Source organism: Archangium violaceum Cb vi76, from assembly GCF_000733295.1.
Classification (GTDB): Bacteria; Myxococcota; Myxococcia; order Myxococcales; family Myxococcaceae; genus Archangium; species Archangium violaceum.
The window spans coordinates 11,857-36,076 of sequence record NZ_JPMI01000017.1; the positions used below are offsets into that span (position 1 = coordinate 11,857).

Consider the following 24,220-nt stretch of genomic DNA (forward strand, 5'->3'; position numbering starts at 1 on the left):
TCACCTCTCGGCTTGGGAAACCTTGTGAAAAGGAGGAGTGCCGGGCCAGTGGGGGGCGTCCGGATCTTCCAGCTCCGCCAGCACGAAGGGCTCCGAGGGGGCACTGATCAGGGGCGGCAGCTCGGGCCCCTCGCCCTCCACGGTGCGGTGCCAGACGAGGCGGATGACGTACTTGCCATCGCCGGGAGGTTTCGCGGCGGCGAACGTGGCGCGGGAGCCCGCGGGCACGAGGCCCATCAGCAACCGGCGGCGCCGCTCGCCGGTGCCGAAGGACAGCGGGAACAGGGAGAACAGCACCTCGTGGGGCGCGAGCCGCTTCCGTCCATCCCCGGGGACCTCGAGCCAGGAGGGCTCCACGTCATGCCGCGGCGGCGACACCCAGGCGTCCTCACCCCCCGTCGCGCGCGGGCGGCGCACCACGAAGCCCACCTCATCGCCCTTGCCAGTGTTGGGGATGTAGTCGGACTCCCTGCCAATCTGGCAGACCAGCCTCGCCGTCACCAGGTAGAGGCGCCCATGCACGGGCAGGTACAGCTTGAGCTCCGGAGTGGGCTTGGGCTCGGCGGGGGGGGGCTCCGGGACGGCGATCAACCCGGACAGGTCCGGCACCGGCGGGGTCTGGAGCCGGGTGCTCAACTCCTCCATGAAGCGCTCGGAGACGAAGCGCAGCAGGAGGGGGACGTTCTGTTTCACCGGATCGTCCTTCACGTTGGGGTCCCACAACGTGGCGGCGCTCAGCCACTGGATGGGTGGGATGGGCGGCGCCTTCATAGGGTGTTGCCTCCTCCCGGCGTGTACGTGGTGCCGATGACGCTGTTGGTCATCACGGCGTCCGCGCGCAAGAGCCCGGCGAACTTGGAGATGCCGGCGCTCGCCGAGATGGAACCGGCGGACAGCTCCACCGTACCGGAGGTCACCTTGAACGAGCTGGCGGAGAACTCCACCGCACCGGAGGTCACCGACAGCTTGGACGCGGCGGAGATCTCCACCGTGCTGGCGCTCACCGACAGCTTCGACGAGGTGGTGAGGGTGATGCCGGAGGACTCCAGCTTCACCGTGTTGCCGTTGGCGTCCTTCACCTCGATGGAGCCGGGCCCGTCCTTGAGTGTCACCGTCTGGCCCGCGGGCGTCTGGAGCACGAGCGACTCCTGGCCGTCCGTGTCATCCAGGGTGAGCGTCACCCCGTTGCGCGAGTGGATGACCTTGCGCGCGTTGCGCCCCGCTCCGTCCATGGACTCGGGCGGGGCGTCACTGCCATTCCAGAGCGCGCCCAGCACATAGGGGCGGCGGGGATCTCCCGCCTCGAAGCCCACCAGCACCTCGTCGTTGACGTCCGGGATGAACCAGGTGCCGCGCCCGTTGCCGGCCATGAGGGTGGCCAGGCGGGCCCAGGCCTCGTAGCGCCCGCCGCTCGGGTCCGGTGCCCAGGGCAGCACCACCTTCACGCGGCCCTGGCTGTCCGGATCGCTCACGTCCGTGACGAGCGCCGGGTAGAGGCCGTACATGCGCCCCCCGAGCCCTTCGGGTACCCGCTCGTCGATGATGGCCTCGAATGCAGGGTGCCCACTCATGCGCTTCCTCCCAGTGCCGGGCGCTCGGCGGTGAACTCGGTGCGCAGCCCATTCGTTCCATCGAAGAGGTGCTTCACCCCGGTGACGTAGTACTTGCCGTTGAAGAGCGCCCCCAGCCCCCGCAGCTCCACGCGGGTGCCCACGCGCAACCCGGACGTCGGCTGGGCGGTGCCGCGGCCGGTGACGAAGCGCCGTGCTCCCAGCTTGAAGAAGGACTCCGCGCGAGCCCTCGCCTCCGCATGCCCCAGGGGCACCGTGTGGACGAGCACCTCCGCGCGCTCTCCGAAGGCCGAGGAGAGCAGGCTCGCGCCGCTCTTCCCTCCGTCCAGCTCCCCGCCGAGGACGGCGTCCCGGGCCTCGTACTTCAGCTCCTTCTTGGCCCGCACGTCCCAGCCACTCACCGTCACCGAGGTGCGTTGCCCGGCCAGGTCCGCGAGCACGGTGAACTCGCGCAGCTCGTTTCCCAGGCCCAGCGACAGGGAGGACCCGGCCGCGCGATCGGTGCGCGGCCGCGCATGCAGCGTCCTGTCCTCCACCCACAGCTCCGCGTCCACCGCCCGGCACCGCTCGCGCAGGAAGGCGAGGTCGCTCTGGTTCATCTGGGCGAGCACGTCGTGCTGGGGCCCCTGCACGTCCACCCGGGCCCCCAGTCCGTGCTGCGAGGCGAGCTGCTGGATGACGTCCGCGTCGCTGATGCCGTTGAAGGTGCGCGTGCGCCGCGTCATCCGTAGATCCTGGAGCCGATCGTCGGCGAGCACCGACAGCTCGGGGGGGCTCGTGTCGCGGAAGCGGCCCTCGAGCGCGGTGATGAGCCCGTCGAAGAGCACGTCCTGGCCGAGCCGCACCTGGAAGGGCTTGCCGAAGTCCAGCGTCTTCCGGTCGAAGTAGAGGAAGCCGATGCCGCCGCCGCTGGCGCCCCAGTTGCCGAAGGTGGCCTCGCACCGGTACAGCCCCTGGGTGTCCTCCTCGATGGCCAGCGCGAGCAGCCCGGCGCCCAGGGGGGCGATCTCCTGGCCACCCACGTGGAAGGTGGGGCGCGCGGCGAGCACTTGTGTGGAGTAGGTTCCGTCGGCCATGGCGGGTCAGTACGCGCGGACGCGCAGTTGGCGCTCCCGGCCGCGCGTGAGAAGCCGGTGGAGCTCCGTGGCCTTCTGGACTTCGGAGACGGGCTCGGCGCCAGGCTCCGGTCTGCCCTTGGCGGACGCCGAGGGAGGTTGCTCGGGGACGACCTCGAACTCGTTGATGACCACGGGCATGGTGCCGTTCCTCTCGCGGGTGGGGGCCCGGGCCTAGCGCTTTGGCCCGCTGGCCTTCAGGTTGATCAGCTGTCCCGTGGGGATGCGCAGCGGATCCTCGATCCGGTTGGCCTCGGCGATCTCCCACCACTCCGCATGCCGGCCCACGCCCGCCGCCATGCTCTGCATGCTGCTGCCCTCCCTCGCGGGCGTGAGGCGCTCGATGCCGGCGAGCCGGTTGCCCGGCCCGACGATGGGCGAGTCGGACTTGATGATGAGGTAGGGATCGATCCGCTGCTGCGAGATCCCCAGCGTCACACTCGCCCGGAGCGGGCGGCCATCCGCGGAGAAGAGCTCCAGCGACTCCTCCATGGATTCCATGATCCCATCGAAGAGGAACGAGCCCCAGATGAAGCGCACGCCCGGTGGGATGCCCTGACCTTCCTTCGTGATCTCCGTCGGGGTGATGAAGAAGGCGACCTTCCGGGTCAGCCGGCGGACATCCTCCACATCGGGGGGCGTGTCCGGGTCGGTGACGTCGAACCAGAGCTGGAGCGACAGCTTGGTGGTGCCCTCGCCCACGTACTGCAGGGCCGCGGTCCCGTTCTGATCGCCCTTGCCCTCGGGCGTCTTGAGCTGGTTGGCCAGGCTGACCTTGAGGGTCTCGGGGTTGAACTGGACCGTCACCCAGTTGTCGGGATTGACCTCGGGAGGGATCTGCTTCGGCCCGAGATGGACGATCTGGCGCAGCTGGGCCTTGGCGAGTGCCGTGGGCAGGGGCATGGCTAGGGACCTCCGCGGAGCGGAACGAGGGTGAGGGATTGATAGGCGAGCTGGAGCTCCTCGATGGCCACCACGCCGTCCTTGGCATTGAGCGCTGGCGCCTTGAGCTTCACCGGCAGGCACCTGTCGAGGAAGAAGCGCGCCCGCGGCGTGGACCCATCGGCCGCGAGCAGGGTGACCTCTCCCTGCGCGCGCTTCGTCTTGGGGGCGGCCACCACGGCCTCGAACCAGAGCCAGAGATCGTAGTTGGGGGTCATCCCGCGCTTGAGGGTGAGCTGGCCGTAGCTGACGGGACCGAAGAGGCGGATCTGCTGGCCGTTGTTGCCGCCCTCGCGGATCGTCTTCACGTCGAGGGTCATCTCCAGGCCGTCACACTCGGCGAAGGAGGCCTCGCAGAGGTGGACCTGGGAGTTCTCGACGCTGAGCTCCACCCGGAAGTTGAAGGCGGTGAAGGGAGCCTGGACGGTCTCGTAGGAGGGATTGGGCATTCAGCTCTCCTGGGTGAAGAGGCTCCGGTCCTCGTGCTGGACCAGGCGGATGTTGAGGAAGGTGAGGGGAGAGGAGAGCGCCACCCGCAGCTCCACGAGGAAGCGGCCCTGTCCGGAGCCGGTGTCGGGGCCGGAGGGAATCACCACCTGGAAGGAGTCCTCCCGTGTGGCCCCCGCGAAGGCCCCTTGGGTGAGGAGGCGGCTGAGCAACTGCTCGAAGCCGCGCTGGACGGAGCGATGGAGGACCGGGGTGTTGTTCTCGAAGACGTAGGTGGTGCCGAGCCGGAGCGCGGCCCGGCGCAGGAGCGCGAGCGTCCGCCGCACATGGATGGGCACCAGGTCCGGCTCCTCCGTCAGCGTGGAGGCGGTGAGGGAGACGAAGCCACGGGGCTCCTGGACGAGGCTGTTCACCTGGGCGTCCAGCAGCTCCGGCCACCGCTGGCGCTCCAGCCTGGGCGAGAGGGCCACCACGTCGCGCCAGGGCTCATTGGCGGGTGTCACCCAGGCGCCGCGCTCGTTCGCGCGTCGCGCCAGCACGCCGCACGCGGCTCCGTCCGGTGGCATCCGGCGGGGGGCTCCGGGTGCTTCCACCTCGGAGACGAGGAGCCAGGGGTGGTAGAGGGCTCCGTGACTGAGGATGTTCACCCCCGGGCGGAGGGGAGAGGACGCCCCCTGGAAGGGGGAGTACCGCCGCAGAAGCTCGGCGTGGCCGATGGCCTCGTCCTCCCGGAAGTGCTCGGGCAGGGAGAGGACGGCCAGCAGGTCTCCACGCGCGGCGCACATCGTCATGAGCGCGTGATGGAGGGTCACCAGGTGCTCCTGGTGGCCGCCATAGTGCTCCGCGCTGCTCAGCGTGTATCCGGGTCTGTCCCCGATGGAGACGTCCAGGGTCTGGGACCAGGGGCCGAGGAGGCCGCCGCGGCTGGCGCGGACGCGGTAGTGGTAGGTGCCCGTCTTCTGCGCGAAGAGCGTCATGCGCTCGGCGGGCCCCTGGTGGAGGACGAGCGCGTTCTCGAAATCCTCGCGGGTGGCCTCCTCGAGGGTGTAGAGGACGGGCTCCTGCTTGCCCTTGGGCGTGGACCACGACAGCTCGAAGGATTCACCCAGGACGGGCGAGCTGGGAGAAGCCGAGAGATGTCCAGCCAGGGGCACCTCGGGGTGGACACAGTCCTGGAAGTCGCCCTGGACGTTGTCCGGAGCCGGAGCGGGGGGCGCGAGGGCGGGAGGCGCGGCCCGGGGCGCCTTCTTCTCCAGGTTGTCGTTCCACGGGCGGTGGACCGCGTCCGGCACCGCCACGAGGGTGACCTCCTCCTTGGACAGCAGCGAGTGGATGCCCTTGAGCGCGCGAGGCTGGGGGCTCTGGTACTGGATGAAGTGCGCCTGCGCCAGCATCGCCAGGGGACCCCCGAGCATCGCCTCGTCGACGAAGGGGATGTCCCGCAAGCGCTCCAGTCCGTCGCGGACGAGCGCGTGCTCGGAGGTCTGGACGCGGCCGAGGTACGGCTCGGGCAGCGCCGCCATGGCGAGCGGGAAGTAGAAGGAGTCATCCTCGTCCCGGGAGCCCGCGAGCGGGAAGCGCGGCTCGCTCGCGCTCCGTCGCAGCTCATCGTGGAGCTCGGGTTCCGTGTAGGCGAGGGAAGGCCCCTCCTGCGCGGCCCGTTGGATCCACGCGAGGTCAGTGGGCAGCGCGCCCCAGTAGCGCGGGTGTCGGGACCAGAAGCCCAGTCCTTCCAGGCGCGTCGGGGACTCGGCTCCGCGCCGTACCCAGAGGCCGAAGGTGAGCCGCTCACACATGCCTCCCCTCAGGGACAGGAGCTCGTCGGGGGAGGGCGCGGATGGCATCAGCTCCACCCACTCACCCGTCACCGTCAGGCCCTCCTTCTTCGGCCGGACGTTCCTCACGATGAACCAGAGCCGTTCCTCATCCTGGGTGCACAGCAGTGCTCCGGGGCCAGGAGCGGCCGTGAGGGGCAGCTCCGTCTCGAGCTCGAGCGTGGAGGTGTCCTTCTGTTTCACCGTGGCGGTCAGGAGCCGGGTGTCGAGCCCCGCGTCATCTCCCATCCACAGGAGCGTCAGCGTCCACTCGTCCTCGGGACTCGTCACTTCCGGGGGCGGTTCCGGGCTCACTCCCGAGCGCAGCCACTGGGGGCTGATTTCGTGGACCCACCACCCCTCTTCTTCTTTCTCCACCTGCTCCACGGGCAGCAGCAGCGTGTACGCCGTCGTCTCGAAGCGGACGCGGAGCAGATCCCCACGGGCGGGCTCCGCGGAAGATGCCAGCCGAAGCCCGGTCCGTGCAGGCATGGTGGTCCGGCCCAGGAGCGTGAGGGGCTCGGCGGAGAGGCTGGCCGAGATCAACAGCGGGTCCGACCAGCTCCCCTCCGAACGGGCGCGGGCGTAGGCGGGAGCGAAGGGGGGCAGGTGGCCGCGCGGCGTTGTCTGTTCCGGGCCGCTGGGGACGAGGCGGAGCAGCCCCGGGATGAGGAAACGGTTGTAGCTCGCGCCTCTGCCCGCGACGCGCACCACCCAGCAGCGCCGGCCTCCGTTGCGGAAGAAGGCCCGCACCGCGGGGGCCAGGTAGGCGTGGACCGTCTCTCCGCGCTCCTTGTCCCAGGCAATGGGCAGGTCCTGTCCGAAGATGGCCTGGAAGCGAGCCACGTCCTCCACCAGCACCGGATGATCCAGCGGCCCGGACGCCGCGAAGCCCACGAACGCCGCCACGTCCATGCGTGGCAGCTCGTCCGGTGCGGACGGTGGCTGCGCTTCGAAGCGGATGCCCGGCAGGCGTCTGGTGGAGGAGCTGCTCACGTTATTCCATCTCCAGGCGCTCGTAGGACAGCGTCAGCTCCTCCAGGGCCACGTCCGTTCCCTTCGCGTTGAAGGGGCCGCTGACGTGCTTGATGATGCGCGCGCGCAGCAGCTTCCACGTCTGGACGACGGAGGTGTGGTCCTCGTTCTGCAACTGGATGGTGACGGTGCGCAGCGCGTTCTGGTCGCCGTTGCGGATCTGATTCAACCAGTTGTAGAGCGTCAGCGAGCCGATGACGCCGCGCTTCAGCGTGACGTCGGTGGACTTGTTGAGGCCGGTGATCTTCCGCACGGCGTTCTCCTTCTCATTGCCATTGCGGTACTCGGCGACGGTGACCTCCATGCCCACGTTGCTGACTTCCTGGAAGCCGGCGTCGTATCCCTCCGTGGTGCCGGTGCCCAGGTCGACCAGGAAGTTGAACTGCACATAGGGACGCTCTCGAAAGGTGGCCATCTCGGATCCTCCTGTGTGGGTTACTTCCGGTCACCGGTCCACTGGCCGATGCGGATGATGACGAACTCGGCGGGGCGCAAGGGAGCAACGCCGACCAGGCAGATGAGCCGGCCGTTATCCAGATCGTTCTGGGTCATGGTGGAGCGGTCGCACTTGACGAAGTAGGCGGCGTCCGGGCGGTCCCCCAGCAGCGCGCCGCTCTGCCACTCGTTGAACAGGAAGTCCTCGATGGAGCGGCGGACGTTGGCCCAGAGCTGGGGACCATTGGGCTCGAAGACGGCCCACTGGGTGCCCTTGTCGATGGAGCGCTCCAGGTAGGCGAAGTAGCGGCGCAGGTTGACGTACTTCCACTCTGGATCCGAACTGATGGTGCGGGCGCCCCACAGGCGCAGGCCGCGGCCCTCGAAGAAGCGGAAGGCGTTGATGCCCTCGGGGTTGAGGGCCTCCTGCTGTGCGGTGTTGAGGATGGACTCGAAGCCGAGGGCCGTGGTCACCACCTCGTTGGCGGGAGCCTTGTAGACGGCACGCCGCACGTCGTTGCGCGCGTAGATGCCCGCCACGAAGCCGCTGGGAGGCAGGACGATGGGCTGGCGGGTGACCGGATCCATCACCTTGATCCAGGGGTAGTAGAGGGCGGCGTGGCTGGAGTCGAACTTGGCCCGCATCTCCCGGACCTGTTGCAGCGTCTGGTTGTTGCCGCTGTCGAGCACGGCGATGCGGTACCTCATGCGCTCGCAGTGGGAGATGAGCGAGCTGACGACGCTCGGGCCAGGACCGGTCTCGTAGTTGAGGGTGGAGCCGGGCGCGGCGACGATGGAGATGTCCTCCAGGTCCTCGAACTGTTTCAGGCCCGTCTTGCGCGTGGTGCTCGGTACGTCCCAGCCTTTGTATTCATCCTCGGTGGGCAGCGTGCCGTCATGGCCCCTTTCGAGGAGGATATCGACGGAGCGCTGTGGGTCCGAGGATTGGAAGTCCGTGAGGTAATCGCCGACGGTCTTGGTTTCACCCGCTAGTGCACCGGCCGGGATTTGTGTCCGCAGGAGCTTGAGCAGATCGAGTCCATCGGTCACGTTCAGCGGATGGATGATGAGGGGAATCTCCCGGTTGAGTGAGGGCGTCCGCTTCTCATGCTTGAAGCGAGCGGTGAGGGAATCCGCGGCACCCGCGTTGTTGTGCTCCGGGTCGAGCGCGAGCCCGTTCCACACCAGGGAGCTGTCGGAGTCGCGCGTGGGGAGGAGGCTGACGGTGGCGGTAATGACGTGGACTTCGCTCTTCTTCCCCTGGCTGACATCGAGACTGGAGAGCGACCGCTCCGCCTTGACCGGCTTGTTGTCGACGGTGGCGTTGAAGGTGAAGGTCCACTCGCCGCTCGCGTCTTTCTGGGCCAGGTCGAACTCGAAGTCGCTTGTTTTCCTCTCTCCCTTTTCCTCCCAGACCTTGTTGATGAGGACCACATCCCTGTTCTGCAGGGCGCCCACACCGAGGACCTTGTTGCCATCGTAGGAGAGGATGTTCTGGCCCACGCGCAAGGTGATGCGCACGCCCATGTTGCCGGAGGCCCCGGGGTAGCGGGCGGCGAAGAGGAGGGACGGCCGCGGCTCCGTCTCCTCCGTATTTTCTGGGTTGAGGGAGAGGCTCGTGCGGGAGTGCCCGTCCGGGTAGCCGGTCTTCTCACCGGCATTCACTGTTTCCTCAAGGTTGAAGCCGGTGTAGCTGGCTTCTTTCGTGGGGCGGAAGACGCGGCTGATGTAGAGGCGCTTGCCGCCCTCCTCGAAGAAGGCGCGCACGGCGTGCCACAGGTAGTTGTGGCGCTCGCCAGTCTCATCGAAGACGAGCTGCTGGCGATTGCCGTAGGTGCGCTCGAACTCACCCAGGCTGGTGATGAGCTCGTTCTCCAGCTCCACGGGGCCGTAGCGCGTGGGGCCGATGAAGCCGGTGGTGGTGGTGCTGACACCCTCGATGCTCTTGGAGCGGAACGAGGTCTCTTCGACGAATACGCCGGGAGCGAGATATTCGGGCATCTTTTTTTCCTCTTGTTACTTCCGGTCACCGGTCCACTGGCCGATGCGGATGACGACGAACTCGGCGGGGCGCAAGGGAGCAACGCCGACCAGGCAGATGAGCCGGCCGTTATCCAGATCGTTCTGGGTCATGGTGGAGCGGTCGCACTTGACGAAGTAGGCGGCGTCCGGGCGGTCCCCCAGCAGAGCGCCGCTCTGCCACTCGTTGAGCAGGAAGTCCTCGATGGAGCGGCGGACGTTGGCCCAGAGCTGGGGACCATTGGGCTCGAAGACGGCCCACTGGGTGCCCTTGTCGATGGAGCGCTCCAGGTAGGCGAAGTAGCGGCGCAGGTTGACGTACTTCCACTCCGGATCCGAACTGATGGTGCGAGCGCCCCACAGGCGCAGGCCGCGGCCCTCGAAGAAGCGGAAGGCGTTGATGCCCTCGGGGTTGATGGCTTCCTGCTGTGCGGTATTGAGGATGGACTCGAAGCCGAGGGCCGTGGTCACCACCTCGTTGGCGGGAGCCTTGTAGACGGCACGCCGCACGTCGTTGCGCGCGTAGATGCCCGCCACGAAGCCGCTGGGAGGCAGGACGATGGGCTGGCGGGTGACCGGATCCATCACCTTGACCCAGGGGTAGTAGAGAGCGGCGTAGCTGGAGTCGAACTTGGCCCGCATCTCCCGGACCTGTTGCAGTGTCTGATCGTTGCCGCTGTCGAGCACGGCGATGCGGTACCTCATGCGCTCGCAGTGGGAGATGAGCGAGCTGACGACGCTGGGGCCAGGGCCGGTCTCGTAGCCGAAGGTGGAGCCGGGCGCGGCGACGATGGAGATGTCCTCCAGGTCCTCGAACTGTTTCAGGCCCGTCTTGCGCGTGGTGCTCGGGACGTCCCAGCCTTTGTAGTCGTCCTCGGTGGGCCGTATGCCGTCGTTTCCGCCCGCCAGGAGCACGTTGACGGAACGCTCCTCGTCCGTGGCGTCCGGTTTCTTCAGTTGGGTGAGGGCAGCCTGGTCCTTGAGGGCATGGAGCAGATCCAACCCATTCCAATCGTCCATCCTCTGGCCCGTCGTCCTCTCCTCCTTCTTGACGAGCTGATGCAACTCGATGACGACGGGAATCTCCCGGTTGCGCGAGAGGTCCTGCGGATCAACGAGGAAGCGCTCCTTGAGTGCGTCCTTTGTCCCCGCGCGTTGGTGCTTCGAGTCGAGCGCGAGCTCGCTCCACACCAGGGACGTTTCGGAGTCGATGGTGGGGAGGAGGCTGACGGTGGCGGTGATGACGTGGATCTCGCTCCTCGGCGGCGCCTCTCCCTCTTCTTCGCCGCCTTCCCCTCCGCCGCCTTCCCCTCCGCCTTCGCCTTCTTCTGTTGGAGTGGGCAGCGTGAGATTGAGGCTGGTGAGCTTCAGCGCTTTGGCCGTGTCGGTGGGGGTGAATGTCCACGCGCCGCTCGAGGACAGGTTGGCCTGGTAGAAGTCGCCCGCGGCCTCGGCCCCCACTTCGTGGATGAAGACCACATCCCTGTCCTGCAGGGCGCCCACGCGGGCCTCGCCGGCCTGGTTATAGGAGAGGATGTTCTGGCCCAGGTTCAAGGTGATGCGCACGCGCATGTTGCCGGAGGCCCCGGGATAGCGGGCGGCGAGAAAGAGGTAGCGCGGCGATGCCAGCGTCGGTGTGGCGGGATGCCGCGTCCGGGCGTACCCGTCCTTGTAGGAAGGCTTGTCCGTGGTGACGACGGCGAGCTCGGTATCGAAACCGGTGTACCTGGCCTTCTGGTCGCCTTCTTCCGTGGGATGGAAGACACGGCTGATGTAGAGGCGCTTGCCGCCCTCCTCGAAGAAGGCGCGCACGGCATGCCACATATAGTTGTGGTGCTTGTCCGTACCGAAGCCGAGCTGCTGGCGGCTGCCGTAGGTGCGCTCGAACTCACCCAGGCTGGTGATGAGCTCGTTCTCCAGCTCCACGGGGCCGTAGCGCGTGGGGCCGATGAAGCCGGTGGTGGTGGTGCTGACACCCTCGATGCTCTTGGAGCGGAACGAGGTCTCTTCGACGAATACGCCGGGAGCGAGATATTCGGGCATCGGTGGTTCCTCGCTTAAGGATTGGCGGGCGTGAGCCGGAGCCGGGAGAGAGGGTCCTGCTGGGTACGAACGACGAGGGGTTGGCCGTAGTGCAGCGTGAGCTCGAGGTGGGCCTTGGCGCTGGAGGTGTCGGGCTTGAACCAGGCTCGAGGCTGGTTCAGGGCGGCGCAGAGCTCCGGGACCCGGGGCACGGGCTTCGGGGGCGGCGCGTAGTAGGCCTCGAGCCGGAGCGGCCAGGACAGCTCGTGCAAGGCCGCGTCCTTGAGGATGTTGGGGTAGTTGAAGAAGAGAGCGGCGCGGCCCTTGTCGTCCGCCATGCCGCGCACCAGCAGCAGGCCCTTCATGTTCATCACGTCGAGCCGGGCCCAGGCGGCGGCGCTGTCGCGTGAGGTGTCCCACAGATCCGCGCGCAGCACCGCCAGCGTGGAGTCGGCCTGGCGCGCGGGCGCGGAGAAGAGCGGGATGGCCGGCTCCGGTGGGCGCATGGGCGAGAGGGGCGTGTCCGGTAGACACCCGAGCGTCAGCAGCTTCTGGGAGGGCAGCTCCACCTGGAAGGAGCAGGGGAGGAAGCGCCCCAGGGTGTCCTGCACCTCGACCCAGAAGGGCCTCGTGGGCGAGAGCTCCCGCTGCCCGGGCAGCGCTCCCACCACCCAGACGTTGGAGTGATTGACCTGGGCACGCTGGCGCAGCCCGGGCCGGGACTCGTGCCAGACGCTCACCACCAGCCCGTCGCTGACGTAATGCCCCAAGGCCGCGTCGCGGAAGCGCACGCCGAAGCGGGCCTCGTGGTTCACCCACTCGAGGAAGTGCACGGAGGGGCTCATGTCTCGTCGAGCCTTCCCTGCTGGATGTCTCGTTTGCCCACGAGAGGGGGCTCCTCCTCGACCACGGAGGAGTCGATGGCGATGAGCCGGGCGAGGTAGGTGGCGGAGACCTGGAGGTTGGGCTTGCCCACTTCCCAGACGTTGAGGAAGTCCTGGATGCCGAGGGGATCGAAGACGAGGGTGACGCTCTCGTCGGGAAGGAAGGGATCCATCCCCTGGCTGCCGTAGTGGTTGAGGACGGTGGCCGGGAGGATGGGATTGTCCTCGAGGAAGCGCAGGGCCCAGCCCAGCAGCTTGTGTTGCTGGGCGGCGGTGCGGGCCCAGGGCGTGAGGAGATAGTGGAGATCGAGCGGCAGGGGCTGGCGGAAGCGGTGGCCCTTCGCGTCGACGCGGCGCGGGAGGTTGCGGCGGGCGGTGCTGGGCGTGACGCGGTAGAGGAAGAGGGAGATGCCCTCCTCCATGGGCTTCTTGAAATTGCTGGCCTGGTAGAGCTCGAAGATGGCGCCCTCGAATTCGGGCCTGGGGCAGGACTGCTTCAACAGTCCGAGGAGCGCCTGCCCGATGGCTGGGATTGCCGCGTAGGTCGCCATCCAACGTGCCCCCCTCTTCTGCGCATCCAGGTCCCTGACATGAGCAACACCCAGGCCAGCCCTCGGCGGGCCGGGAATTTCGGGGTTACAGGTGGTTCGAATGTGCGCTGGGCTTCCAATGGCTCGAGGCGTGGGACGAAATCATCCACCCCCGCGAGACAATCGCGTGCGCGCCCGAGCGAAGAGGGTGGATGGATTTGTCCAGGGGACGCGCGCGGACACGTGTCCCACGGCTCTCGCGCGGCGAGAGTCCTGGGGGACGGTTCTAATGACGTGGGGAGGCGCTCACTGCTCGCACGGCTCGCGGGTGAGCCCATGCCGGCGCATGAGCTCGAAGAAGGCGCGGCGGTGCTTGCCGCTGGCGCGAGCGGCGGCGGCGATGTTGCCGTGGTGGGCCTGGAGCATGGCCTGGAGGTACTGGCGCTCGAAGGCGGAGACGACGCGGCGCTTGGCGGACTGGAACGTCTCCTGGTGGAGCGGCGCGGCGGGAGCGGGGAGGGACGGGGCCACGGTCTCCTGCCCGAGGTGGCTCAACAGCGGGAGCGCCTCGGGGTGGACGGTGGAACCACCGTGGGTACACACCAGGTAGCGGACGCAGTTCTCCAGCTCGCGGATGTTGCCGGGCCAGTCATAGGCGCACAGGCGCCGGAGCGCCTCGCGGGACAAGGAGACAGGCGGCTTGCCGTACTCGGCGGAGTAGCGCCGGAGGAAGTGCTCGAGGAGGGGGGGGATGTCCTCGCGGCGCTCGCGCAGGGGCGGAATCGCGAGCGGCAGGACGCGCAGGCGGAAGAAGAGATCGGCGCGGAAGCGGCCTTCCTGGACGGCGGTGACGAGGTCCGTGTTGGTGGCGGCGATGATGCGGGCGTCCGAGCGGCGCAGGCGCGAGTCACCGAGGGGCCGGTACTCCTTCTGTTGGATGAAGCGGAGCAGCTTGACCTGGCTGGAGAGGGGGAGGGAGTCGATCTCATCGAGGAAGAGGGTGCCGTGGTGGGCTTCGGCGGCGAGCCCGGCGGAGCGGGCCCGGGCACCGGTGAAGGCGCCGCCCGCGTGGCCGAAGAGCTCGTTCTCGAAGAGGTCGGCGGGGAGGGCGCCGCAGTTGACGGGGACGAAGGTGGCGCTGGCGCGGGAGCTGAGCTCGTGGATGCGGCGGGCGTAGAGCTCCTTGCCCACACCGCTGGGGCCCTGGAGGAGGACCTCCGCGTCCGAGCCCGCCGCGGAGGCGACGAGCCCCAGCAGCCGATCATGGACGTTGCTGGTGCCCAGGATGAGCGTCGTCATATGCGAGGCCTGTCACATTGCGCGACGCGACACCCGGTGGGCATCGGACCGAGGAACAGGGCAAGTGTGGTGGCCACGACAGGTGCCCACCCGGGAAGGGGAGCTCGATGGCCTGGCCTCGTGAGGCGTGTGAGGCGAAGACTCAGGGAGTGCCGGCCGCGGCGGGCGCTCTGTCCATGAGCTCCGTGAGGGCGAGGGGCAGGGCGTCGATGGCGGACTTGTCCACCTCGAGTACTTCCTCGGAGGAGCCGCGGGCCCACAGCCGCCGCGGGTTGCCCTTCACCTCGGTGCCGAGTCGCAGCCGGGCCAGCTCCTGGCCCTGGGCGTCCTGCAACGTCACCCCGCGGCCGGTGGTGCCGATGCCGTACTTGCCCCAGTTCTTCGGGTTGGACTCGCCGAGCGCCGCCGCCTCGAGCTTCTCCAGCGAGCCCAGCAGCGAGGCCACCTTGAACTGTTTGGCGTTGCCCACCAGGGGGCTGGCCACCTCCCACTTGCCGGTGTCCGGGGCCTGCACGACGGAGATGGTATCGCCCGTGGGCGTGGCCGGGTGGATGACGATGCGGGCCACGTCGCCAATGGTGAAGGCGAGCGCCTTGCGATCCTTGAAGTCCTTGGGCTCGAGGTCCAGCACGCTCAGGGCGAGCGAGTCCACCTGGGAGAGCACGGACTCGGAATCCCACTCGGACAGCGCGAAGACCTGCTTGATGCCGTCCAGCTCCAGCTCGGTGATGCGCACGCGCACCGGTTCGCCGAACTTGCGCACGAAGGTCGCCTGCACCATCGGCTTCTCCAGGGCCTGACGGACCTTCTCCTCCTGCTTCGGCTCGGGGAAGGAGAGGGCCCGGTACCCCTCGAGCGTGGACACCACCTTCTTCACCTGGTCGGCGGCCGCGCGCATCTCCACCGGCTGCACCAGCTTCCATGGCTTCTCGGTGGTGGTGCGCTCCAGGGTGAAGGCGTTCTCGCGCGCCTTCGCCTCGATGCGCAGCAGCGAGGCCTCCTCCACGGGGAAGACCATCCGGTCCCTCCACTCGTTGGTGTGCTTGAGCAGCACGAAGCGGAGCCCGCCCTGGGCGGAGTACACGCGCGGATCTCCCTCGCGGCGCACGTACACCGAGCCGTCGAAGTTGTTCTCGACACCCAGGTAGACGGTCGTCGAGCGCTGGCGCGAGGGATCGTCCGCGCCGCCACCCTGGGCGTCCGGCACGTAGGCGCGGGCCGTCATGGTGCCGCGGGGCTGCTTCAGCCCGTAGCGCTCCAGGTCCGCGTCGGTGGGGTTCTGCTCGAGCGTGGCCTTGAACTTCGCGGCGGACAGCTGGCTGAGCAGGGTGCTCACCTCGTTCTTGTCCGCCCGCGCGGAGATGGGCGAGGTGATGCGCCAGGTGCCGTCCTTCAACTCCATCACCGTCTTGCCCAGGGCCACCTCGACGGAGAGCCAGGTGAAGACGGGCTCGGGCGCGGCGCCGCCGTCGGTGCCGGTCTCTCCGGGAGTCTGGAGGGCGAAGACCTTCTCCTCCGACTCCTTGCGCTGGGCCTCCTGCTGCTCCGGACGCATCACGCCGAAGTACGCGTAGAGACCGAGCCCACCGGCCACCAGGGCGGCGGCCAGCAACGTGACGAGGTTCTTCTGTTGGGCGTTCACTTGTTTCGCCTCGAGAGCCAGATGGCCAGGCCCACGCCGAGCAGCGACAGGGGCAGGACATCGGTGGACACGAAACGGATGCGGTGGAGCATGTCCGCATCCAGCTGGAGGGTGGAGGCCGCGCGGTCCGGAGGACGGATGGTGACCTTGTCCTCCTGGCTGGTGGTCCAGCCGAGCGCGTTCATCACCAGGTTGCGGTTGCCCTCGTGGCCCCAGTTGGAGTCCATGAGGAGTTCCGAGTCACCCACCACCACGAGCCGCGCCTCATCGGAGCGTCTGTCCGGCGCCCCCGAGGTGCCGCGCGTGGTGGCCGTCACCAGGGGAATCTGGCCGGTCCGCTCGCCCTCGCCGGGCGCCGGCTTGTCGTCCGGCGTCAGCTCCACCCAGCCGAAGGGCGAGGTGCTGACGACCGGCACCACCTTCACGCCCTCGGCCAGCCCCTGGGTGAGCACGTCGAGGGCGCGCGAGGTGGGGAACTCGATGTTGAGCTCCCGCTGCTTCAGGGGCAGGGAGATCTCGTGCTGGCCGTAGAAGAGCGAGAGCACGACGTAGGGGCTGCCGCTGTTGAACTGCGCATCGGCGACCACCCCCGGGTCGATGCCCACGCCGTACTCGGCGAGCAGGCCGGACAGTTCCGGGCCGGGCTCACCGTAGGCCTCGGCGAAGTAGATCATGCGGCCGCCAGCGGACAGGTACTGGCGCAGCGAGTCCACCTCGGAGGGGCTGAAGCGCCCCTTGGCTCCGGCGACGAGCACCAGCGCGGCATCCCGGGGCACCGTGGTGCCGCCCGCGAGGTTGAGCTCCTGGGAGACATAGCCCTCCTGCGTGAGCTGCTGCTTCATCTCCGAGAGGCTCGTCGTCCGGCCGCGCTGGCCGGGCATGGGCATCGGCTGATTGAGCGGCCACTCACCGTGGCCCACCACGAAGTACACCTTCTGCTCGCTCGTCCGGGTGAGCTTGATGAGGGCGTTGGTGAGCTCCTGCTCGCTGATGATGTTGAGCGCGGTATGGGACTCGCTGGCGCCCTCGCCGCGCGTGAGCACCACGGTGATCTGCCCCTCGTGCAGGTCGTACCTGGCGGCCAGGTCCGGGTAGCGGCGCGGATCCTTGAAGGAGTAGTCGAACCTGTCCGGCGCCTCCGCGTGGTAGCGGTCGAAGGTGGTCCGCAGGGCCTCGTAGGCGGGGTGGTCCGTGGGGATGAAGCCGATGGCGCGCACCGGCTCGCGCAGGCCCCGGAGCGTGCTCATCGTCTGGGGCGAGAGCGTGAAGATCTTCTGCTCGGTCAGATCCCACCGCAGGTTCTTCTTGTGGGCGATGTAGTTGATGGCCACCAGGGCGCCCAGCGTCAGCAGCAGGGTGAGCGCGGAACTGCCGAAGAAGAAGCTGGAGCGCCGCGAGGCGAACTGGCCGAACTGCTTGAAGTTCGTGGCGAAGTAGATGCCCAGGAGCACCAGGCCGGCCACCACCTTGACGGCGGCGATGGCGAAGGAGCCCGAGGAGAAGAAGAGGGTGAAGGGGCTGGAGAACAGCAGCAGCAGCCCGAAGCCACCCAGGATCTTGCCGATGTTGGACGCTTTCATGGGCGGTCCCGAGAGGGCACGTCAGGCCCAGCGCTGCGCTTCCACCGTGCGGTGGCTGAGCAGCAGCGAGAAGAAGATGACGGAGCAGAAGAAGACGATCGCCTTGAGGTCCAGCACGCCGCGCATGAGGCCCTGCAACTGCGCGCCGAAGGACAGGTAGCTGATGAAGGAGCGCACGGGCTCCTCGGTGGCCTGGGCCAGTCCCTGGAGCAGCATCCACGGCAGCAGCACCGCGAAGGTGACGAGCGCGGCCACCATCTGGCTCTCCGTCAGCGAGGAGATGAACATGCCCACGGCCATGCAGGTGGCGCCCCACAAGAGCAGCCCGCCGTAGCCCAGCAGCACCGTGCTCCACTCGAGCGCGCTGCCGGAGTCCGCCTTGCCGAAGACGGTGAGCAGCACGGGGAAGAAGATGGTGAGCCCCAGGGTGGTGGTGATGATGCCCAGGCCGCCGAGGTACTTGCCCAGGACGATCTCCACCGGCCGCACGGGCGCCGTCATCAGCAGCTCGAACGTCTTGTTCCGCTTCTCCTCCGCGAACAGCCGCATGGAGAGGAAGGGCACCACGAAGAGGGTGATCATCACCACCGTGGACCAGAAGGGCACCATCACGCCGTCGGTGAGGTTGCGGAACTCCTGGGGGATGCGGTCCCAGCCGTACGTGCGCGCCATCTCCTGGGCGCGCTGGAAATCGAAGAGGGAGTTGACGAAGAAGAAGGACGACACGGCCAGCATCGCCGTGAAGACGGCGTAGGCCCAGGGCGTGGTGAAGTAGATGGACAGCTCTTTGCGGGCGATGGCCAGCGCGGTGCGCATGAGGCCTCCAGGAGCGTGTGCGGGGGGAACGCGCGGGCCTCAGGCCGCGGTCAGCTTGATGAAGATCTCCTCCAGCGAGACGTTCTCCGCCTTGCCGCCGTGTACCTTGGCGAGCTTGCGGATCTGATCGTACGCGACCACCCGGCCCTGGTTGATGATGAGGACCTTCTCGCAGGTCATCGTCACCTCGGGGAGGATGTGGGTGGAGAGGATGACGGTGTGCTTGCCGGCCAGCCCCTTGATGAGGCCGCGCACCTCGGCGCGCTGGGCGGGATCCAGTCCCTCGGTGGGCTCGTCGAGGATGAGCACCGGCGGGGAGCCGAGCAGGGCCTGGGCAATCCCCACGCGCTGCTTGTAGCCCTTGGAGAGGTTCTGGATGACGCGGCCCATGACGTCCGCCAGTCCGGTGAGGCCGGACACCCGCTCCACCTCGGCGCGGAGGCCGCGGCCGGGCACCCGCTTGAGCTCGGCCACGAACTTCAGGTACCCGGCCACCGTCATCTCCGGGTAGAGGGGCGGGGTCTCGGGCAGGTAGCCGATCCGCCGCTTGACCTCCAGGGGCTGCTCGAAGACGTCGAAGCCCGCCACCTTCGCCGTGCCCTCGGAGGGGGGCAGGAACCCGGTGAGGATCTTCATGGTGGTGGACTTGCCCGCGCCGTTGGGGCCGAGGAACCCGAGGATCTCTCCCTCGGCGACCGAGAAGTTCAGGGCGTCCACCGCGACCCGTTCCCGGTATCGCTTGGTGAGGTTCTGGACCTCGATCATGGGCATGAGGAAGCTCCGGAAAGAAGCGTTCGACCGGCGGCCGATATAAGAGCCGGTCTCGGACTGTCAAGGCGGGCGGGCAGGCGTGGGCGGGTCACGGGAGGGCGCTGGCGAGCCTTGTGCATGAGTGACTTCCAGTGTGTCTGGGCGGACACGCCCGGCAGGTTACCTGTGACCTCCGCCGGTCCCTAGGAACAAAGCAGCGGGTGCTTTATGCCAATCGTGGTTCAGAAGTACGGCGGCTCGTCGGTCGCCGATGTGGAGAAGATCCGCAAGGTCGCACTCCGGGTGAAGCAGACGCGGGAGCGGGGCTACCAGGTGGTGGTGGTGGTCTCGGCCATGGGGGACACGACGGACGAGCTGCTGGCGCTGGCCAGGCAGGTGTCGCCGGACCCGCCCCGGCGCGAGCTGGACATGCTGCTGACGTGCGGGGAGCGCATCTCCATGGCGCTCCTGTCCATGGCGCTGCAGGAGCAGGGGGTGCCGGCCATCAGCTTCACGGGGAGCCAGAGCGGCATCATCACGAACGACGCGCACTCGCAGGCGCGCATCGTGGAGGTGAGGCCGTACCGCATCCAGGACGAGCTGGCGCAGGGCAAGGTGGTGATCGTCGCGGGGTACCAGGGCGTCTCGTACAAGCGGGAGGTGACGACGCTGGGGCGAGGGGGCTCGGACACGACGGCGGTGGCGCTGGCGGCGGCGCTGAGCGCGGAATCGTGTGAAATCTACTCGGACGTGGACGGGGTGTTCAGCGCGGATCCGCGGGTGGTGCCGGACGCGAGGAAGCTGGAGACGCTCTCGTACGACGAGATGCAGGAGCTGGCGAGCGCGGGGGCGAAGGTGCTGAACGCGCAGGCGGTGGAGTTCGCGAAGGCGAAGGGGATCGTCATCCTGGCGAGGACGGCGCATGCGGCGGGGACGGGGACGGCGGTGCAGGAGCTGGTGGCGCCGTCGGACACGCGGGTGAAGGGGGTGACGGCGGAGGCGGAGATGGCGGTGCTATCGGCGGCGGTGGAGGCGGTGAAGCTGCCGGAGCTGCTGGAGTTCCTGGACGCGCGAGGGGTGCGCGGGAGGGCGCTGGCCTTCGACGGGTTGATGGGGCAGGGGAGGACGTTCATCGCGGTGCCGTTGCAGGACGTGCACGGGCTGGAGGCGCTGAAGCGGGACGTGGGAGCGCGCTTCGGGGAGGCGGTGGCGCTGCGGGAAGAGGTGGGGACGGTGACGGCGGTGGGGGCGGGGATGAACGCGGACTGGAGCTACCTGAGGAGGGCGCTGGGGGTGGCGGAGGAGCTGGGCGCGAGGGTGCACGCGGTGCACACGTCGCCGCTGCAACTGACGTTGCTGGTGGACAAGCAGCACCTCAAACCGCTCACGGCGAGGCTGCACCGGGAGTTCCTCGGGGCCTGAGCGCCACTCCCTCTCCCTCTGGGAGAGGGCCGGGGGTGAGGGTATACGGGACCCTGGGTCGTCCACGTTGTGCTAGGGTCCTTCCTACCCTTGGAGTAGCTCAGTGGTAGAGCAGCCGGCTTCGGACCGGCAGGGCGCGGGTTCGAATCCTGCCTCCAAGTTGTGCGGTGTGCTTCAGCCCTTGGAGTAGCTCAGCGGTAGAGCAGCCGGCTCTTTCCCGGCAGGGCGCGGGTTCGAATCCTGCCTCCAAGCTTTCTCCTTCTCTTCGATCCCGATGCCCACCGACTCCTCGTCGCCTCGCGTGAACACCGGCTATGTGCTCGACCAGCTCCGCCGTGGGCTCGAGACGAGCCTGAACCACTCCGACCCGGCTGTCCGGGCGCGCGCGGCGGCGAAGGTCGAGCGGTGGCGCTCGGTGTTGGAGGAGCTGGCCTCGGGGACGCTCTCGGTCGGCTCGCGAACGCCGCTCGAGGGGATTCCCGCCTGGGTCACCCTGGAGGTCGCGCAGGGTGGATTCGCCACGGGCCACCTGCTCGCCGAGGGCCCGCTGGAGCCGCACGAGCGGGAGCGGCTGGACTCGCTCCCCGCGCCCGCCGAGGCGGACGCCACCGAGCGCTCCCGGTTGAACACGTGGTTCCTGGGGGACGAGGGCCAGCGCGAGCTCGCGGAGGCGCTGCGCAGTGGCTGCTACCGGGTGCGTATCCCGGAGGAGGGGGCGCTGCTGACCGTGGCCTGGCTGATCGGCCGTGGCGAGGCGGAACGGGCGTTGGAGTTGCTTGAGACGCTGGCGCCGCTCACGGATCGGCTGCGGTTCTACCCCGTGCCGGACCCCCGTCCGTTCTCCTCGAGCGCGGTGGTGCGGGTGCAGACGGTGGGGAACACCGTGCGGCAACTGGATTCCATCGAGCGGCGCCCGCGGATCGCGAAGATGAACGAGGCGCTGCGGGTCTGGAATCCGCTCTACGACCGCGCCGTCGAGCTGTTCCTCGAGACCGTGGAGGGAGCGCTCCCCCACCTGGCGGAGGAGAACGGTGAGCTGGTCCGCCGCCCGGATGGTCAGGGCCGGGTCGAGGGCGGCTGGCCCTGCCAGAACTGGCCGGAAGGCTGGCACGAGCGAGCGCGGCGGTTGCTGCGCGACTACCAGGCCGAGCGCCAGAATCACAAGCTGTGCGGCAAGCCCGAGCACCCGAAGGAGAACTTCGCCCGGCTGCGCGGCTTCCTGGAGCGGTGCGTCGCCGATGCGCGCTCGCTCACGGGCCGGGACGTGGGCTCCATCCGCAAGATTCTCGCCTCGTATGTGACGCGCCACGGAGCCCCCGGCTCGGAGCGGCTCCGGCGGGTGCGTGACGAGCAGGCGCGGATGGCCGAACAACCCACCATGAAGGAGTTCGCGGTCCTGGTGGTGAACCGCCTGCGGACGCTGCCGGGTGATGAGGGGCTCGGCTCGCTGGACCTCGCCGCTGCTCCGGTTCGCGAGGACGAGAGCGCGAGCCTGGGAATCGCGCCCGGCCGTCCCATCCCTCCGCATCTGCTCGGGAAGGTCGAGCGCTGCCTCGAGGCGCCCATCGATCAACTCGTGGAGCGCGGGGTGATTGGCTCCGGCGAGGTGCTCGCCACCGTGCTGCCGCAGATCACCTCCCAGGTGGGGGCGGCGGGGATCGAGGACCCGGAGCTGCGCCGGCTCTACACCGCCCTCTACGCGGCGTTCCGGCGCCGGCGCTCCCTGTTGCTGTTGAACCTGCAGCACCAGGTCCGGTTCGACGAGCTGCCGTGGGTGGAGGCGATCCGTCCGTACCGCAAGAACGAGCTCGGTGCGCGAGTGCTGGCGCGCCAGACGCTCGAACAGGTCTCGACGTTGGCGATCGCCTCCTTCCCCCAGACGCTGATTCCCAACAAGCTCATCCAGGAGTTGTCCGCGCTCGCGAAGGGCGCGGACTTGCGGCTTCCGCTGGTGGAGGAGATCGCCGCCGACATCTTCATGGGCACGTTCTCGATGAAGTACCTCGACGCGGCGCGAGCGGCGGCGCGGCTGCTCGAGGGCACGCTCTACGCCCGGTACTATGATGTCCCCACGAAGTACCTCCTCACGCTGGACGATCGCGAGCAGAAGTGGGGCAAGGACACCTCGCCGGGCTTCGCGGAGCTGTGCACCGAGCGCGCGGGGGCGAAGCGGGGGCGCGGGTCGGTCGCCCGCAACGGCACCATCCTCGAGCAGGCGCAGATCCTCACCACGCACAACCTCGCGGTCCTGTTCGAGGAGTTGAAGCTCGCGGAGACGCTGCGTCCGGCCCTGCCGCACCTCGCCGAGCGGTGCTTCCTCTGGCTGGTCCGGCAGCAGACGATGAAGATCGACCACTGGAAGGCGCAGCTCCAGATGGTGAAGAACACGGCCTACGCCTGGCGGCAGATGCTGTTCTTCCTCTCGTTCGTGCACCCGCCTGAGCTGCGGGAGTTCCTCGACCTGGCACGTGAGCACGTCGAGGAGCAGGGCGAGGCCTTCGGGCGCCGCTTCGAGCCGGTGCTGGCCGGGCTCGAGTGGGTGTCCGCTGGCAACGCGTTCGACGCGAGCGGCCGGGGAGGCCCGAAGGGAATCGCCCGCCGGTTCCTGGGCTGGTCCGACGGCCGGCACTGGCTCTTCGAGGGGTGACGTTGAAGAATGCCCCTTGATGGCTACGTACAACATCTCCCTGGCGGATCTGCGGCAGGACATCGCGGGGCTCATCCCGGCCGGGCTCGTGCTGAGCTGGAACGGGCAGGAGAAGACCTCCGCCCGGCATGAGCAGCTGCTGGCGCCCTTCCGGAAGCGGGGCACGCTGGTGTCCACGGACTCGGCGGGACTGTCCACGCTGACCCAGCGTTACTCCCTGGCCCAGGTGATGAAGCTCGTCTCCGAGCCCAAGGAGGTGATCCACGCCTACGGCACCGCGCTTGGCGGTGAGGCCATCGGCATCTGGGCGGCGGACAACTCGCAGATGTTCTTCGGGGAGGAGATCGCGCCGTCGCGGGTCGTCGCGCAGATGCTCGCGGTGCAGGAGCGGGTGAAGGCGCTGCGGGTGCAGGTGGGGATGGGCATCCACACCTGTGAGTGCTACCGGGTGGGAGGCGGCCTCTTTGGCGAGGGGGCGGACTTCATCGAGGCCATCGCGGAGGACGAGACCGCGGGTGGAGAGATCGTCGTATCCGGGGCGATCCTCGAGTGGCTCCCGGGAGGGCTTCGCGACGCGGCCCGGGTGCGCGAGGATCTCCGGGCGCACGGGGCGCTGTGGTCGTTGAAGGACTTCTCCGGGCGAGTGGAGGCCGTGGAAGGCGGCAACCCAAACTACCCGACGCCCTTCGACGCGGCGTTCTTCCAGCGGCTGCGCTCGATGTCCGTGGAGGAGCTCGGGACGGAGGCGTTCCCCGAGTACCGGAAGACACGGACGGTGGTGTTCGTGAAGGCGAAGCACGCCCCGCGCGAGTTCCTGCTGGACTCGTTCACGGACATGTCGCTCATCGATCTCACGGTGCGCCGGATCGCCGCGTCGCACGGGGCGGACGTCGTGAAGTCCAACGGCACGCTGGCGATCGTGCTCTTCGACGAGGGCCGTGAAGCGGTGGCGTTCGCGCGGGACATCATCGAGGGGAACCGCGTTCTGGGCGTCGAGGCCCACGTGGGCGTGGCCCGGGGAGAGGTCTACCTCTTCCCCCTGGCCAACGGGGAGCGGGAGATCGCGGGCAATCCCGTCAACGTGGCCTCCAAGCTCGCGGAGGACTCGGGCCTGGAGGGAGTGCTCGTCGAGCGCTCCGTCTCACTCGGAGGGCTCGAGCGGGACGGAGTACCCTTCCAGATGACCCTCTCGCGCGTCGAGCTGGCCGGACATCGCTTCGTGGTCTGAAGCGAGGTCCGGAGGGGACGGC

At 68.5% G+C, this 24,220-nt stretch carries 20 protein-coding genes and 2 tRNA genes; 5 read left to right on the top strand and 17 right to left on the bottom strand.

Going from position 1 to position 24,220, the window contains the following annotated elements:
* The 17 genes from Q664_RS03250 to Q664_RS03325 all read right to left on the bottom strand — a co-directional run bounded on the left by Q664_RS03250 (position 1) and on the right by Q664_RS03325 (position 18,922).
* Positions 1–771, bottom strand: coding sequence for a hypothetical protein (locus Q664_RS03250; protein ID WP_043389756.1), 771 nt, complete (start codon positions 769–771; stop codon positions 1–3).
* Positions 768–1,571, bottom strand: a complete 804-nt coding sequence (locus Q664_RS03255) for a phage baseplate assembly protein V (protein ID WP_043389758.1) — start codon at positions 1,569–1,571, stop codon at positions 768–770. The genes Q664_RS03250 and Q664_RS03255 overlap by 4 nt, the downstream gene beginning before the upstream one ends.
* Positions 1,568–2,647 (bottom strand): phage late control D family protein, encoded by a 1,080-nt coding sequence (locus Q664_RS03260; protein WP_043389760.1) that lies wholly within the window; start codon positions 2,645–2,647, stop codon positions 1,568–1,570. Before Q664_RS03260 ends, Q664_RS03255 begins: the two co-directional genes overlap by 4 nt.
* Positions 2,648–2,653: 6 nt before the next feature.
* Positions 2,654–2,827: a hypothetical protein gene (locus tag Q664_RS58805; RefSeq protein WP_160174323.1), complete on the bottom strand. Its 174-nt coding sequence runs from the start codon at positions 2,825–2,827 to the stop codon at positions 2,654–2,656.
* A gap of 33 nt (positions 2,828–2,860) precedes the next feature.
* Positions 2,861–3,589: a CIS tube protein gene (locus Q664_RS03265; RefSeq protein WP_052517615.1), complete on the bottom strand. Its 729-nt coding sequence runs from the start codon at positions 3,587–3,589 to the stop codon at positions 2,861–2,863.
* Positions 3,590–3,591: 2 nt separating this feature from the next.
* Positions 3,592–4,077 carry a phage tail protein gene (locus Q664_RS03270; RefSeq protein ID WP_043389762.1) on the bottom strand — a complete coding sequence of 162 codons (486 nt, stop codon included), beginning with the start codon at positions 4,075–4,077 and terminating at the stop codon, positions 3,592–3,594.
* Complete coding sequence (locus Q664_RS03275; protein ID WP_043389763.1) at positions 4,078–6,885, bottom strand: hypothetical protein; 2,808 nt, start codon at positions 6,883–6,885, stop codon at positions 4,078–4,080.
* A gap of 1 nt (position 6,886) precedes the next feature.
* Positions 6,887–7,339 carry a phage tail protein gene (locus Q664_RS03280; RefSeq protein ID WP_043389764.1) on the bottom strand — a complete coding sequence of 151 codons (453 nt, stop codon included), beginning with the start codon at positions 7,337–7,339 and terminating at the stop codon, positions 6,887–6,889.
* A 20-nt stretch (positions 7,340–7,359) separates the two neighbouring features.
* Positions 7,360–9,360, bottom strand: coding sequence for a phage tail sheath family protein (locus Q664_RS03285; protein ID WP_043389765.1), 2,001 nt, complete (start codon positions 9,358–9,360; stop codon positions 7,360–7,362).
* Positions 9,361–9,375: 15 nt separating this feature from the next.
* The gene (locus Q664_RS03290; RefSeq protein WP_043389768.1) at positions 9,376–11,421 is read right to left on the bottom strand and encodes a phage tail sheath family protein; all 2,046 of its coding nucleotides are present in this window, start codon (positions 11,419–11,421) and stop codon (positions 9,376–9,378) included.
* Between the two features lie 14 nt (positions 11,422–11,435).
* Complete coding sequence (locus tag Q664_RS03295) at positions 11,436–12,245, bottom strand: hypothetical protein (protein ID WP_043389770.1); 810 nt, start codon at positions 12,243–12,245, stop codon at positions 11,436–11,438.
* Positions 12,242–12,835: a Pvc16 family protein gene (locus Q664_RS03300; protein ID WP_043389772.1), complete on the bottom strand. Its 594-nt coding sequence runs from the start codon at positions 12,833–12,835 to the stop codon at positions 12,242–12,244. The genes Q664_RS03295 and Q664_RS03300 overlap by 4 nt, the downstream gene beginning before the upstream one ends.
* A gap of 285 nt (positions 12,836–13,120) precedes the next feature.
* A complete protein-coding gene (locus Q664_RS03305; protein WP_052517616.1) occupies positions 13,121–14,113 on the bottom strand; it encodes a sigma-54 interaction domain-containing protein in 993 nt (330 codons plus the stop codon).
* Between the two features lie 142 nt (positions 14,114–14,255).
* Positions 14,256–15,755: a DUF4340 domain-containing protein gene (locus Q664_RS03310; protein ID WP_043389775.1), complete on the bottom strand. Its 1,500-nt coding sequence runs from the start codon at positions 15,753–15,755 to the stop codon at positions 14,256–14,258.
* Positions 15,752–17,335 carry a GldG family protein gene (locus Q664_RS03315; protein WP_043389776.1) on the bottom strand — a complete coding sequence of 528 codons (1,584 nt, stop codon included), beginning with the start codon at positions 17,333–17,335 and terminating at the stop codon, positions 15,752–15,754. Before Q664_RS03315 ends, Q664_RS03310 begins: the two co-directional genes overlap by 4 nt.
* Before the next feature lie 21 nt (positions 17,336–17,356).
* Entirely contained in the window at positions 17,357–18,151 is a 795-nt protein-coding gene (locus Q664_RS03320; protein WP_043389777.1) for an ABC transporter permease, read from the bottom strand.
* A gap of 39 nt (positions 18,152–18,190) precedes the next feature.
* A complete protein-coding gene (locus tag Q664_RS03325) occupies positions 18,191–18,922 on the bottom strand; it encodes an ABC transporter ATP-binding protein (protein WP_235216532.1) in 732 nt (243 codons plus the stop codon).
* A gap of 207 nt (positions 18,923–19,129) precedes the next feature.
* On the opposite strand from Q664_RS03325, the gene Q664_RS03330 reads away from it, so the two are divergent.
* The 5 genes from Q664_RS03330 to Q664_RS03350 all read left to right on the top strand — a co-directional run bounded on the left by Q664_RS03330 (position 19,130) and on the right by Q664_RS03350 (position 24,198).
* Positions 19,130–20,323 carry an aspartate kinase gene (locus Q664_RS03330; protein ID WP_043389779.1) on the top strand — a complete coding sequence of 398 codons (1,194 nt, stop codon included), beginning with the start codon at positions 19,130–19,132 and terminating at the stop codon, positions 20,321–20,323.
* 89 nt (positions 20,324–20,412) lie between these two features.
* A tRNA-Arg gene (locus Q664_RS03335) sits at positions 20,413–20,484 on the top strand.
* A 19-nt stretch (positions 20,485–20,503) separates the two neighbouring features.
* Positions 20,504–20,575: transfer RNA gene (locus Q664_RS03340), tRNA-Lys, on the top strand.
* Between the two features lie 22 nt (positions 20,576–20,597).
* The gene (locus Q664_RS03345; RefSeq protein WP_052517617.1) at positions 20,598–22,970 is read left to right on the top strand and encodes a hypothetical protein; all 2,373 of its coding nucleotides are present in this window, start codon (positions 20,598–20,600) and stop codon (positions 22,968–22,970) included.
* A 19-nt stretch (positions 22,971–22,989) separates the two neighbouring features.
* Complete coding sequence (locus Q664_RS03350) at positions 22,990–24,198, top strand: hypothetical protein (protein ID WP_043389781.1); 1,209 nt, start codon at positions 22,990–22,992, stop codon at positions 24,196–24,198.
* The last annotated feature ends 22 nt before the right edge of the window (positions 24,199–24,220 follow it).